The sequence below is a fragment of the Lysinibacillus sp. genome (assembly GCF_032093475.1).
In the GTDB taxonomy this organism is placed as follows: domain Bacteria; phylum Bacillota; class Bacilli; order Bacillales_A; family Planococcaceae; genus Lysinibacillus; species Lysinibacillus irui.
Genome location: NZ_DAMDAY010000008.1, coordinates 4169 through 17530, shown reverse-complemented (window position 1 = coordinate 17530; position 13362 = coordinate 4169). Strand labels below are relative to the sequence as shown.

The 13362-nt window shown below is 38.0% G+C and carries 17 protein-coding genes and 1 pseudogene; 5 read left to right on the top strand and 13 right to left on the bottom strand.

Features of this window, described 5'->3' with window-relative positions:
- Window positions 1-35: 35 nt before the first annotated feature.
- A complete protein-coding gene (locus RT445_RS03570) occupies window positions 36-1109 on the top strand; it encodes an LLM class flavin-dependent oxidoreductase (RefSeq protein WP_274794865.1) in 1074 nt (357 codons plus the stop codon).
- Between the two features lie 31 nt (window positions 1110-1140).
- Window positions 1141-2082 (top strand): alpha/beta hydrolase, encoded by a 942-nt coding sequence (locus tag RT445_RS03565; protein WP_313469717.1) that lies wholly within the window; start codon window positions 1141-1143, stop codon window positions 2080-2082.
- 93 nt (window positions 2083-2175) lie between these two features.
- Here the strand turns inward: RT445_RS03565 and RT445_RS03560 are convergent, their stop codons facing one another.
- The 6 genes from RT445_RS03560 to RT445_RS03535 form a co-directional block, all read right to left on the bottom strand.
- On the bottom strand, window positions 2176-2784 hold the full coding sequence (locus tag RT445_RS03560; RefSeq protein ID WP_312506566.1) for a flavin reductase family protein: 609 nt from the start codon (window positions 2782-2784) through the stop codon (window positions 2176-2178).
- A 14-nt stretch (window positions 2785-2798) separates the two neighbouring features.
- Window positions 2799-3737: a ring-cleaving dioxygenase gene (locus tag RT445_RS03555; RefSeq protein ID WP_312506567.1), complete on the bottom strand. Its 939-nt coding sequence runs from the start codon at window positions 3735-3737 to the stop codon at window positions 2799-2801.
- A gap of 76 nt (window positions 3738-3813) precedes the next feature.
- On the bottom strand, window positions 3814-4407 hold the full coding sequence (locus RT445_RS03550) for an NADPH-dependent FMN reductase (RefSeq protein WP_274794869.1): 594 nt from the start codon (window positions 4405-4407) through the stop codon (window positions 3814-3816).
- Between the two features lie 138 nt (window positions 4408-4545).
- On the bottom strand, window positions 4546-4890 hold the full coding sequence (locus RT445_RS03545; RefSeq protein ID WP_274794870.1) for a YunG family protein: 345 nt from the start codon (window positions 4888-4890) through the stop codon (window positions 4546-4548).
- A 23-nt stretch (window positions 4891-4913) separates the two neighbouring features.
- Entirely contained in the window at window positions 4914-5438 is a 525-nt protein-coding gene (locus RT445_RS03540) for a GNAT family N-acetyltransferase (protein WP_312506568.1), read from the bottom strand.
- A 14-nt stretch (window positions 5439-5452) separates the two neighbouring features.
- Complete coding sequence (locus RT445_RS03535) at window positions 5453-5875, bottom strand: Lrp/AsnC family transcriptional regulator (RefSeq protein WP_274794872.1); 423 nt, start codon at window positions 5873-5875, stop codon at window positions 5453-5455.
- Window positions 5876-5980: 105 nt separating this feature from the next.
- On the opposite strand from RT445_RS03535, the gene RT445_RS03530 reads away from it, so the two are divergent.
- Window positions 5981-6385, top strand: a complete 405-nt coding sequence (locus tag RT445_RS03530; protein ID WP_312506569.1) for a carboxymuconolactone decarboxylase family protein — start codon at window positions 5981-5983, stop codon at window positions 6383-6385.
- A 115-nt stretch (window positions 6386-6500) separates the two neighbouring features.
- Here the strand turns inward: RT445_RS03530 and RT445_RS03525 are convergent, their stop codons facing one another.
- Window positions 6501-7007 (bottom strand): cupin domain-containing protein, encoded by a 507-nt coding sequence (locus RT445_RS03525; protein WP_274794874.1) that lies wholly within the window; start codon window positions 7005-7007, stop codon window positions 6501-6503.
- 92 nt (window positions 7008-7099) lie between these two features.
- Between RT445_RS03525 and RT445_RS03520 the strand changes: the two genes are divergently transcribed.
- Window positions 7100-7243, top strand: a complete 144-nt coding sequence (locus RT445_RS03520; protein WP_274794875.1) for a hypothetical protein — start codon at window positions 7100-7102, stop codon at window positions 7241-7243.
- A gap of 19 nt (window positions 7244-7262) precedes the next feature.
- Here the strand turns inward: RT445_RS03520 and RT445_RS03515 are convergent, their stop codons facing one another.
- The 4 genes from RT445_RS03515 to RT445_RS23660 all read right to left on the bottom strand — a co-directional run bounded on the left by RT445_RS03515 (window position 7263) and on the right by RT445_RS23660 (window position 10931).
- Complete coding sequence (locus tag RT445_RS03515; protein WP_274794876.1) at window positions 7263-8384, bottom strand: serine hydrolase; 1122 nt, start codon at window positions 8382-8384, stop codon at window positions 7263-7265.
- A 185-nt stretch (window positions 8385-8569) separates the two neighbouring features.
- Window positions 8570-9013, bottom strand: a complete 444-nt coding sequence (locus RT445_RS03510) for an SRPBCC domain-containing protein (protein WP_274794877.1) — start codon at window positions 9011-9013, stop codon at window positions 8570-8572.
- Between the two features lie 124 nt (window positions 9014-9137).
- The gene (locus tag RT445_RS03505; RefSeq protein ID WP_312506571.1) at window positions 9138-10586 is read right to left on the bottom strand and encodes an Msr family ABC-F type ribosomal protection protein; all 1449 of its coding nucleotides are present in this window, start codon (window positions 10584-10586) and stop codon (window positions 9138-9140) included.
- Window positions 10587-10886: 300 nt separating this feature from the next.
- Window positions 10887-10931 carry an erythromycin resistance leader peptide gene (locus tag RT445_RS23660; RefSeq protein WP_112118014.1) on the bottom strand — a complete coding sequence of 15 codons (45 nt, stop codon included), beginning with the start codon at window positions 10929-10931 and terminating at the stop codon, window positions 10887-10889.
- A gap of 203 nt (window positions 10932-11134) precedes the next feature.
- Between RT445_RS23660 and RT445_RS03500 the strand changes: the two genes are divergently transcribed.
- Window positions 11135-11974 (top strand): YitT family protein, encoded by an 840-nt coding sequence (locus RT445_RS03500; RefSeq protein WP_274794879.1) that lies wholly within the window; start codon window positions 11135-11137, stop codon window positions 11972-11974.
- A gap of 51 nt (window positions 11975-12025) precedes the next feature.
- On the opposite strand, the gene RT445_RS03495 is transcribed toward RT445_RS03500, so the two are convergent.
- Together RT445_RS03495 and RT445_RS03490 are read right to left on the bottom strand one after the other, a co-directional pair.
- Window positions 12026-12934, bottom strand: coding sequence for a D-alanine--D-alanine ligase (locus tag RT445_RS03495; RefSeq protein WP_274794880.1), 909 nt, complete (start codon window positions 12932-12934; stop codon window positions 12026-12028).
- Window positions 12935-12938: 4 nt separating this feature from the next.
- Window positions 12939-13362, bottom strand: a pseudogene (locus RT445_RS03490) (PLP-dependent aminotransferase family protein); the annotation flags it as partial.

Sequence of the window (13362 nt, the reverse complement as noted above, 5' to 3'; positions counted from 1 at the left end):
TTACAAATTATTAATTTGATTAGGAGATATACAAAATGGAAATAGGAATTACTTCTTTCGTAGAAACAAAACCAGACATTCACAGTGGTGAAGTAATTAGTCATGCCCAGCGTTTACGTGAAGTAGTAGAAGAGATGATTCTTGCAGATCAAGTAGGATTAGATGTCTTTGGCATTGGCGAGCATCATCGAGAAGATTATGCCGCATCCTCTCCAGCAATGGTGCTATCTGCTGCTGCTTCTCAAACGAAAAACATTCGACTCACAAGTGCCGTAACTGTCCTTTCTTCGGCTGATCCTGTGCGTGTCTTTCAGGATTTTTCCACATTGGATGGACTATCGAATGGACGTGCAGAAATCATGGCAGGTCGTGGTTCCTTTATCGAATCCTTCCCCTTATTTGGCTACGATTTACATGATTACGATGAACTATTTGAGGAACATTTAGACTTACTACTTAACATTCGACAGTCCGAGAAAGTAGTTTGGGAAGGTAGACATCGACCAGCAATCAATAATTTAGGTGTGTATCCTAGACCAGTTCAGGAGTCTCTTCCAATCTGGGTGGCTAGCGGAGGAAATCAACAATCTGCTATGCGTGCTGGCCTTTTAGGATTACCGCTTATGCTAGCCATTATTGGTGGCAGCCCAATGCAGTTTGCACCGATTGTACAGCTGTATAAAAAGGCCGCGCTTCATGCAGGTCATGATTTATCAAAACTTCAAGTAGGTTCTCATTCAATAGGTTTTGTTGGGCCGAATAGGGAATGGGCAGCAGACACATTTTTCCCATCAACAATGGCTGGTATGAATAAATTAGGCAAAGAAAGAGGATGGCCTTATTATGATCGTTCTAGTTATGATGCTGCACGAAGTTTTGACGGAGCATTATATGTCGGAGATCCAGATACTGTTGCTGAAAAAATTATTCACCTTCGTAAACACGTCGGAATTACACGCTTTATGCTATACGTGCCATTAAGTACAATGCCACATGATCAAGTCATGCAAGCTATAGAACTACTTGGAACAGAAGTTGCCCCTCGTGTACGTGAGGAAGTCGCCAAATGGGAAGCTGAAATGGCTCTAGAAGGAGAGCCATTTCTTTAAGACTTCATTATTCAACAGGAGGAGTTTATTTATGACCATTATTAACCGAGTCTTACCAGAATTAAGGCAGGCTTACACAGAATTTCCTGGCTTTCGATTGGAGGAGGATTTAACTTGGAGTCGAAGTCTCCTGTCCCATCCACCTTCGAAAAGATCAGAACATGTACTTACTAGCAACCGGATGATTCCTAGAGATGACGGGAGCGAAATGTTGGTTAAAATCTATGAACCAGCTAAACGGAAGCAGGATAAACTTCCAGCTATGCTTTGGATACACGGTGGTGGCTTTGTCATGGGACACCCTGATATGGATGATGTTTTATGCGAACGCTTTGTTCAAGCAGCTAACTGCGTTGTCGTATCCATCGATTACCGACTGGCACCTGAACATCCTTATCCAGCAGCAATTGAAGATTGTTATGCTGGATTAGTTTGGATGACTAATAAGGAGCAATCACTTGGTATCGATGTCAGACGGGTGGCAATTGCTGGTGCAAGCGGTGGTGGAGGATTAACAGTAGCACTAGCATTAATGGCTCGCGATAAAGGAGGACCATCAATTATATTCCAGATGCCACTGTATCCGATGCTTGATAACCGAAACGAAACACATTCTAGCTATGAGATCATTGATGATCATGCAACATGGAATAGAACAAATAATATGACTGCCTGGCGTATGTATTTAGGAGAGGAAGAGAACATTAATGCCCTTTCTCCGCATGCAGTCCCTTCAAGAGCCGAAAACTTAGCAGGATTACCGCCAACCTATATATGTATTGGTCAACTTGATTTATTTCGTGATGAAACCCTTGATTATGTAACACGTCTTGCACAGGCAGGAGTTGAGGTTGAATTCCACCTCTACCCTGGCAGTTACCATTGTTTTGAGGTCTTTGTGCCAGAAGCGAAAATAAGTCAGCTGGCTATTCAGAACTATTTAGATGCCATGGCACGCGCACTCAATATTTGATTAGTCATTTCGCCTTCTAATCACCCATGAATCAAGAGATATAAAAATGCGAAAATGTTGATAACACAACATTTTCGCCATTTATTTGTTCATCTATTGTGGACGTTCTATCGAGAAAATCTCGCCAACTTTAGCATAGTTTGATCCCGCAAGCCTGCTAACAGCATTTAGTTTTCTTGGATCGATTCTTCCTTCATGATAAATTGCTTCATCTATATGAAATTGAACAACTTCTCCAATAAATAAATCTCCTGTCTGTTCCTCCCCATTCATCAAAGGAACGGATTGTACTAGGCGACACTCCATACGAATCTTTGCTTCTCGAATGCCAGGAACGGCAATTTGTTGACTATCGACTAATGTAAAATTTGTTCGTGCAAGTTCGCTTTCTGTAACAGGCAATGAAGCTGCTGTTTCATTCACCTGCTCTACATTATCTTCATCGACAATATGAACTACAAATTGTTGCTGATGATGGATATGTCGAGCTGTGTCCTTTAAACGTCCATTTGGTCTTTGGATCGCTAAAGAAATCATCGGTGGATTGGATGACACGATATTAAAGTAACTAAATGGTGCTCCATTGATAACCCCTTGCTCTGACTTCGTCGTTACAAACGCGATTGGTCTTGGAATAATACTTCCAATCAATAACTTATAGTTTTCGCGCTCTGAATTATTCTTAGGATCAATCAAAATCAAGCGACTCACCCCTCTTAATCAAGCTCACGCACTTTAATCGGGATTAATGTTCTTTCTAATTGCTCTCGATGCTGCTCATACTGAGGTGGCAACATTAATTGGCTACCCATTGTTTCTGGTGTTTCATCATGAGCAAATCCAGGAGGATCTGTAGCGATTTCAAATAAAATTTCGCCAGGTTCACGGAAATAAATCGCATTAAAATAATTACGATCTTTTACTTCCGTTACATGTTGTCCATGATTCATAACATACTCTTGCCATTCTAAATGATCCGTATTATCTTGAGCTCTCCACGCAATATGATGAACTGTCCCTACACCCATTTGACCACGTTGACCTGCAACTGTTTTTAAATCTACTGTATTGCCGATCTCTGCACTAGATTTATATCGAGTATAGTCACCTTCTGTCGCTACTTTTTCAAAACCCATTACCTCTGTTAAAACTTTTGCCGTTTCTTCAGGGTGGCTTGAATATAGAATAGCTCCACCAAAGCCTTTAATGGCAACTTCAGGTGTGACTTCACTAAATGTCCATTCATTTAATTCACCTTCAGCACGTGCAACGAGTTCAATATGCAGACCATGCGGATCATCGAATTGAATGACTTGCTCACCAAAACGTTCAGCTTTTTGGAAAGGAACAGAGAACTTCGCTAAGCGATTCACCCAAAATGGTAGTGCCCCTTCTGGTACAACATACGTTGTGACACCGACCTGACCGTCACCAATACGTCCTTGATAAGCATTAGCCCAAGGGAAGAATGTAATGATTGTTCCCGGTTTCCCACCTTTATCACCGAAATATAAATGATATGTGCCTGGATCATCAAAGTTTACTGTTTGTTTTACTAAACGTAAGCCTAACACTCCTGCATAAAAATCAATATTTTCTTGCGGATGTCCTACGATCGCTGTGATATGGTGAATACCTGCTGTATGTTTTTTCATGTTAACAAGCCCCTTCATGACTAATTTATCTTACCTTTACTGTGCCCAATTACAACCTACCTCAAACTATATAAGCTTAGCGAATTGTATATAGCGCTTTAGACCAAGGGATTAATTGATCTAACATTTGATTTACTGAATCTGTTTGTACTTCTTTTGGTTTAAAGTCTGTTCCATTTTCAAAATCTGTGAATAATGATAGTGCTGGGTGAACACGTACATCTGCGATTAAAAGCTCGCCCATAATGCCACGTAAATGTTCTGCTGCACGAGCACCGCCAACAGAACCATAAGATACGATTCCAGCTGCTTTGTTATTCCACTCTACACGTAAATAATCTAGTGCATTTTTTAATGCTCCTGTAATAGAGTGATTGTATTCTTGTACGATGAATACAAAACCATCTTGTTTAGCAATAATTTCTGACCAACCTTGTGCTCCTGAAGCATCTTGTCCTGGTTCGCCTAATAAAGGTAATTTATAATCAGCAATATCAATTACTGTATAATTTGCGTCACCGCGTTGATCTGCAATTTCCTTTACCCATTGTGCTACTTGAGGGCTTACTCGCCCCTCACGAGTTGATCCAATAATAATACCAATATTTAATTCTGCCATTGTTTGTTCCTCCTCTTTTTTTGAACTAAATAATTTATTCAAAAAACCCATAATTGTACCTCCTTGCGAGAACTAAAGGTTTGAATTCATTTATCTTGAATTTATATATCTTGAATTCGAGATAATAATAACACGATATTTTATTAAACGTCAACACCTTTCTTTTTTAATTTTAAAAGGCAGAGAAATTTAGCTCTCTGCCTTACTTAAAATCTTATCCACTTGTGATTTTAAATAACTATATTGGTCATCATTCGTATCTTGAAAAGCCTCTGCTCTATTTGAATCGATATCTTGATAGTCAATTATGTATGAAAACTGTTCCTTCGTAAAATCCATTCTTTCCCCATTAATTACATTATAAAAGTGCCAACCTTCATCAAGAAATGTCTTCTTTATGTCGCCACCAAGGATATTCTGTACAACTAAAGAAGTGACTCCACATTGTCCTTTTGCAGGGTTATCTAAACTCCATTTAGAACTAGAATGAATCGACCAAGATTTTCTTAAGACACTTAATAACTCGTTGTTCATGTCAAAGCGCTCCTTACAAATATTTAAAATGGTACTTCATCTATTTTAATGGGTGTAGTTTCTCCTAAAACCCAATCATCTTTAATGGCACCATACAAAATACTATCTGTCACTGTACCATCTTCGTTTTCCCACGCATTTCTCAAATAGCCTTCTTTCACAAAACCAGCTTTACTAAAGCACTTGCGCATGCCAATATTATCAACCCTTGTATAGCCTTCAATACGGACCTTACCTTTTTCGCCAAATAAATAATCTTGTAGCCAACGTAGTGCTTGGACACCGTATCCTTTCCCTCTACATTTTGCATCTAAACGAATATCAAAAAGAGGGATAGTATCGCCTATATCATGAATAATCATAACCCCTATTTTTTCTTCATTTTCAAGTAACCAATATGTTTCACGATCGTCTTTAAAAAAGCCCTTTGCATACGCTGCTCGAACAGACTCTGCTTTTACATGCTGATCCGTGTGATAAAACCATTCATTTTGTGTTAAAAAATGTACTAATGCATCAATTTCATCTACAAATAATTTGATGTCCATCACTATCTCCTTCTTTAATAAATGTCGTCACATATATCAGAAAAGATAAAATTAGTTTTTGTATGTGCATATGGTTGTAATTCATCAATAAATTGTTCTACATCAGAAAAAGATTGAAAATGGGCTTTTAATAAAAAACAAGCTTCACCAGATATTCGATAACAAAAATCCATATTTGTATAAGCCTTAATATAATCTTTAAAATCCGCATAGCGATTATTTTTGATTGTTGCTTCGATTATAGCTTCAATTGGAAAACCTAATGCCTTTTGATTTATATCTAGTGTATACCTCTTAATAACTTCTTGTTCCTCTAATTGCTTTACTCTTTCACGCACAGCTGGTGCAGATAAATGTACCCTTCTCCCTAATTCACTGATGGAAATCCGACTATCCTTTTTCAACTCTTTTAGTATCATTTCGTTAATGAAATCCATTTTGGAAATATCCCTTCTTTTTAAAAGAAAATAATAACATCTTCCTTCGAATGTGTATGTCAACTTCGTTATTCACATTTTACACTAATTAAAGGAGGGATGTTTATGACACTAATTCATTTACACGACAAAGGCTTAACGCCATTTCAACAACTTTTAGGCTATAACGAGGGCATACAGTTGCACTGGCAACAGTTGGGCGAGGTACTCGAAAAGGATGGGCATTTATCTGCTCTATTAAAAGAAGAGGTTCGCAAAACATTGGCTCAAAAAAATGGTTGTCAATATTGTAAGGCAAAGGGAAAACCCGATCCACAGCATTATGATGAGAAAACAGCGATATGTACAGGGTTTGCCGAAGCCTTCCTAGCCTCAAAAGGCCATACAGCTCCTAATGTCACGGCTGTTTTAAAAGACTATTTAACAGAGGCAGAAATTAGTGAGCTGCTAGCATTTATTTGCTTTACAACAGCACAGCAATATTTTGGCGCTCTCATGCAATTAAAATAAAACTGAACTAGGGTATTTCCCTAGTTCCTATCAGTTTATTTTTAGCATTCTATCCATCACTTTAAAAACTCTATTAGTTTGTTCAACTGCCCTAACTGTCACTTTTGCCATTCTATCATTCTGCTGCCATCGCATCTGCCTTTGTTATGTGAACAGTTCCAAATGGATGATTTGGTGGTGCATAAATCGAATAAAGCTTTAGCGGTTTATTGCCTGTATTCGTAAGATTATGCCAAGTTCCTGCAGGTACCATGATAGCCGTATCTTCTGAGACATATCGTTGATCATTTAAATAATCCTTTGTAGGACCCATTTGTACTACTCCATGTCCCTCCTCAATACATATAAATTGATCGACATGAGGATGAACTTCTAAGCCTATATCTTCACCTATATTGAGACTCATCACCGTTACTTGTAGGTTTTTACCTGTCCACAATGCTGTGCGATAATTTTTGTTTTGCTTTGTTACCTCTTCAATGTCTACAATGAATGGCTCAGGCCCATAGTCAGTTCTTACAATCTTTCTTTCCCCCTGCTCTATTTGATTTGGATAGGTCCAATAAACCGGATGATAGCCATAATAATACATTTGGTTATTTCCATAATAAGGGTGATACATTCAACTCAATCCTCTCACGCATAATAACATTAGTTTATGCAGTTGAATGAAAGAAGGTACACCTATAAAAAGAGTGGGCGAAGTTGTCATGTATGAGAGACTGGTCAAAAAGCTATCTATCTAGTAGTACTGCGATAAAATGGGTTTCTGAACAAGGAGTTGAAGATGATTGGAAACGAGATGCCGAAGCAGAGCTTGGATTTAGCTTGCACGATCCTACTGCTGGTGTACTATGAGTTCCCTGCTAAAGGCAACTCACGACTCAGACAATTCCTTTTTTAAACGCTTCCGAAAGCCCTCATCTGTAAGAAATTTCAATTGAAAACTATTCATACTATTAGATAATTTCAGTTGTTCCATCGTATTTAAGTCGTTAGCAAAAAAGGCGATTTCCGTTTGATTCCCTTTTTTATCTTCCGCGTAGGCAGCTAAAGTTAACACAAAAGCTGTCGATCCCCCCTTTTGGCCTGCATGTTTGAGCCATTCTTGATTTTTGGGGTTAAGCATCAACTGCTCCATTACAGGATCTAAGTACTTATGTACATCTTCACTAAAATAATTTTTACTATTCAATTTTTCTAAAATAGAGATGTAATTGTCTGTGGAAGCCCTTATTAAACGATCAGACCATACCTTTTGAAAATCCATATTGAGCATTTTTAGTGCCTTTGCTTTCTCTTCTTTTGTTAAAGGGAGCTCTACCCAATTCTCGTGAATAGTCAATGCCCTTTCTCGATATTCAGTCATATCCATATCTCTTAAAGCTGTTAATGTTTCTTTTTTCGTTAAACTCTTTTCCTCCATTAATTGAGTGGGAATATAGATAGCACTTACGATTGGATATAGGGGCTCATGCTCTTTTACAGCGAGTTGTGTAAGAACATCATTTACATATTGAAGACCGAGTATATGCATTAAGTAATCCGTATTCGCATTGGAACTATACGCAATCATACCGTTTGCTACCTCGCTCAAAGGGACACTTTCCATACCCTGAAGGTCTAATTGTGCTAACCATGCTTCATGTGCACCGCCATCTGTTTTAGGAATATAAAATGGCTCTAATTCCTTTAGATCGACCTGTTGCTGAGGATTAATACGACCATCTGCTGCCTGTTGCGCATAAGCGATGGCTACGATTATTTTAACCGTACTTGCAAGCGGTAACGGTTCCTTTGTATTGAGCTCCACCCAATGTTGTTGATTGTATTGAATTGCTACAGAAACATTTTTATCTTCTTTATGTTCCTTGATAAATTGCACAATATATTCAGGATCATCCTTCTTAATTTCCTTCTGAAACTTCCAAAAGACAATGCCTAGTACTGATACTGCACAAACTAAAACAGTGCCAATCACCCAAAACAACGTTCTCATATTCTCCTCCCATCACTCTGCTACTTCCAGCAACCATCGCTGTAGACGATTGATTATTTAAGCGTAACGCTATTTTCTGTGCTTATTTCTTCTGGTAGCATCACTCCCACAAGGATACAAATAGAAGCTCTTGTTTGATTCAAGGCAAACTCCATCGCTGTTAGCCGTTGTCATACCCTTCCTCCTCAATGAATTAACGAAGCTCTTAAAGTACTAATTCCATTCTCTACATATCCTTTGAGGCATGTTAACGTATAAACCCAGCCCTCTTTTTGACCCATCATTTTTGCCACAATTTCTGGGTCATGTGCATTAAATCCTGACTCCACTACAGTAATAATCGTTTCCTTTTCTGACTCTTCAAGGGTAATGGTAACCATTGTCACTTCTCCTTGCTCTTCGCCCCAAACAAACACAATTTTTTTACTGGCCTCCAATTCCAGCACGGTGATGACACCCTCGAACTGATATTCATCATATTTAAGCGTAATTCTTTTACCCACTCCCCATCTTTCAGAGCTGCTAGAGAACCAATAGTTCCCGATCTCAGTGGGAGAAATAATGGCTTCAAATACTTTATGGGCTGGCTGATTAATTTTTAATTTTGTCGTCACACTCGTATTGATCATCGTCATCATCCCTTTTTATAATGTCTATCTTACACCTTCGCCAAATTTTCCCTTTTACCTCCTTCAAAATAAAAATTCAATAAAAAAGATGCGATTCTCCTAATAGAAGAATCGCACTTTTTATTTAAAATATCTTTTTATTTTCTATTACAAACTGGACATCCGCTACATTTTTGATGAACTTTTTATCATGCGTGACAAAGATGATTGTTCCTTCATAGGCAGCCATAAATTGCTCAAGCGCTTCTAATGCATGAATATCTAAGAAATTAGTCGGCTCATCCAATAGTAAAATATTATAGTTTCCCAAAAATAGCTGACAGAGCTGGAGGCGTATGGCTTCTCCACCACTTAAAAACTTTACGACTTTTTGTATATCGGTTCCTATAAACTGCATGGAATGAAGCACACTTCGTAATAGGCCTTCATCATATTCAGAGCGATTTTCCAAAAATTGCAGAACGGTCTCCTCGCTTTTAAATTGATAGCTCATCTGTAGGAAATGACCTACCTTAGCCTTAGGGGAGATGGTTAATCCTTCACCATTATTAGCGATATGTCGTAGTAAGGTACTTTTACCACAACCGTTACTACCTGTAAGCGCAATTTTTTTACCCAATGGTATTTGAAAGCTTACATTATCCAATAGTACCTTTTCCTGAACGTGTAAACAGAGCTGCTCGGCCATAATCGGAAATTTATTGTGTAGTTTTAAAGGCTTCGGTTGCCGGAAAACTATTTTTCTCTCTCCCTGTACAGCCTCTACTTTCCGGAGCTTTTCTATTCGATGCTCGATGGCTTTAGCTGCACGCTGCACAGATTTTTGACTTGTGCCTTTGGACTTTGTCATAAACATACGATTCGGTTTTGCGTTAGCCTCTCTTTTCGACATACTACCTGCTTGAGCAATTTTTTCAGCTTTTTTCAGCTTTTCATCAACAGCTTTTTCAAGTCTGCTTTTTTCTTTCAAGTATTGGTCATATGCTTGACTTTGCTGATCTCGTTCTAATTGCTTTTGGTAAGCATAATCACTGTAATTGCCCGCATAAATTGTGATCTTACCATTTTCAACTTCCCATATGGTTGTAACCAGATCATCTAGTACAGCACGATCGTGACTTATTAGTATAAGTGCCCCATAATAATAGCGCAATTCATCAAGTAGAAACGAAATACCCTTTTGATCCAAATGTGTTGTTGGCTCATCAATGAGCAAAGCTTCCTCATAAATAGAAAATAATTGTGCTAGCTTTAATCGTGTTTGCTCTCCACCACTAAGCTGGTCAGATTGCTTGGGTACGGCAAGTTTGCCCAATAAGGCTGGATCTGGTTTAGTGGATGTCGGTGCTTCCACTTGTTCAAAATACCCGAAATGAACATGGCTTTTTATCCTCCCGTTTGTTAGTCGAATCTTCCCAGCAAGTAATTTCATTAATGTACTTTTACCAGCACCATTTTTACCAACGATTCCTATTCGGTCAAATTGATGCACAGCTAATTTTTCTATATTCAATATCTCTTGATCTAAATAAGTCACGACTACATTCTCTAATTCAAAGCAAACCTTTTCCATGTTGCTACCTCCCGAAATTTAATTTTCGTATCGATAGCTATGGTATCGATACGAGCTTCTATTAAAAGCTCGTATCAAAAGAATAATAGACTGTACATTACATTTCCCTCCCTATATTCAATAAAAAAACACAGACTTGGTTTTGTCTGTGTTGAAAAGTAAAAGAGATATAGTGTAGATTTATTCTCACTAAAAAAGAAGCCCTTGCTTCCCTTTTCTTATACATATGAAGATGATTAAAAAAGGACAGACTATCCCGTTTACTCTGATTTCACAAACAGAGTTTTTGACCCTATTTAGTTATTGGTTCAACATTGGGAAACGTAGTCTCATAGCATGTGTCATTTTTTAATAATCCTCCTTGAATTGTTACGATTATTATAAATTCTATCTACAATATGTCAAGTTTCAATATTCCCTCTAAAGACAAACTAATTATTGTCGATATATCACAAATGAACATTCTAAAAAGTATATCATTTAGAGAAAACCTGATATAGTATGGAATTTAAGAAAAAAATAAACTTCGATATGGTGGTGTTATGTGAATGAAAAAATACGTTATTGATATTTTTATGATTATGCTTGGAGCTTTGCTTTTTGCCCTAGCGGTTAACTTATTTGTTATTCCGAATGATTTGGGTGAGGGTGGCGTAACAGGCTTAACAATTATAGCTTACTATTTGTTCGGATGGTCGCCAAGTATTGTCAGCTTTGTTATGAACGCAGTTTTACTGATCATCGGCTATAAATTTTTAAATAGGCAAACGACAATCTACACAATTATTGCGGTCTCCTTCCACTCGCTGTTCTTACATTTAACAGAATCTTGGTCTATTTCCTCAGATGAAATTATCGTCAATACGATTTTTGGTGGCGTTTTTGCCGGAGTCGGCATTGGCTTGATTATAAGAGTTGGTGGTACAACGGCAGGCTCTACGATTTTAGCTAGAATTACTAACAAATATCTTGGTTGGAGTATTAGCTATGGACTTCTATTCTTTGATTTAATTGTCGCTTTTTCATCTTACTTTATTATTGGGGCAGAGGCGTTAATGCTAACGATTATTATGCTCTATATCGGCACAAAGGTGATGGAGTTTGTCATTGAGGGGGTTAACCCTAAAAAGGCTGTTACAATTATCTCCAAAAAACCTGAAGAAATTGCTGGACAGGTGACTGCTTATATGAATCGTGGTGTTACAGTTCTTGCAGGCCATGGCTATTATACAAAGGAACAAAAGGAAATCCTGTATATTGTGATTAGTAAGCAAGAAGTTGTAAAGCTCAAAAAAATTGTCAAAGAGGTCGACAAAGACGCCTTTATTGCCATTCATGATGTAAGAGACGTTTTTGGAGAAGGTTTTATTGAATTAGCAAAATCTTAAAAAAGTCAAAAACACCTTTTGTTCGCAAAAACAAAAGGTGTTTTCTCTATTTTATCCATTTCTCTTAATCTGTAAGGAGCTTTCAATAATGCTATCCAATAATGCTGAATAGCTAATTCCAGCAGCCTGTGCACTTTTTGGTAGTAAGCTATTTGGTGTCATTCCAGGGAGTGTATTAACCTCCAGCACATAAGGAACGCCATCCTTAACCAACATATCCACTCTAGCATAAACGCTACATTTTAATGCCTTGTAACTAATCATAGCAGCCTTTGCTACTCGTTCATGAATAGCAGGCGGAAGTTCTATTGGCTCCTCTATCGTGGAAGCATCATCATATTTCGCCTTATAATCAAAAAATACTGCCGTATGTTTGATTGATAGGACAGGTAATAGCTCCTCATTCAGTATCCCGCATGTAATCTCGTCTCCGATCAAATACTCCTCGATAATAATTTCGTTATTCGATTTAAATACGTCCGTAACAGCAGCTAATAAGGCACTCCGATCGTGAACGATGTGAACACCTACACTTGAGCCATCCGCATTCGGTTTAACAACAAGTGGATAGCCCATAAGCTCTATATTCTGTAAAGGAAGCTCCTCGCCCTTAACAAAGTGCAGCCAATTAGGTGTAGCAACCCCTTCATAGCGTAGTATTTTTTTAGTCATATTTTTATCCATACACAAACTACTAGCTAACAGACCGCTCCCGGTATAAGGGATATCCAATGCTTCTAATACACCTTGAATCGTACCGTCCTCTCCAAACTTACCGTGTAGTGCCAGTAACGCCACATCAATGTCACGAACCTTATCTATTACCTCTTTGTTGTCATCCAACGTAATGGCAAAAACATCGTATTTGTGCTTATCTAATTGAGCGACCATTTCCTTACCAGTCATAATCGAAACTTGCTTTTCGGAGGAAGTGCCACCCATGATTACGCCAACCTTCATTTTCTCAACCCCTCATTTCATTTTTCAATGTATCACCGATGATTTGAATTCCACGAATTATATCCTCGTCTGATAATCGAGAAAATCCTAAACGAAATGTATTATTACCTCTTCCATTTGTGAAAAATACATCTCCCGGATAAAACACGACACCCTTGTTATAGCATTTCTCCAATAGTATCCGTGCATCTACACCCTCTTCTAGCTCTATAAAAAGATGGAGGCCCCCATCACCTGTTATTCTGCTAAAGGGAATATATTGCATACAAGCTTGACGAGCAAGCTCATATTTTTTCTTATAAACAGACCTTGCCTTCTTTAAATATTTTTCAAAATAGCCATCCTGCAAATATTGGTATAACACCGCCTGATCTAATGTCGATGTATGAATCGTTCGAGCTCTTTTCATGCTCTCTAAATAACTGATT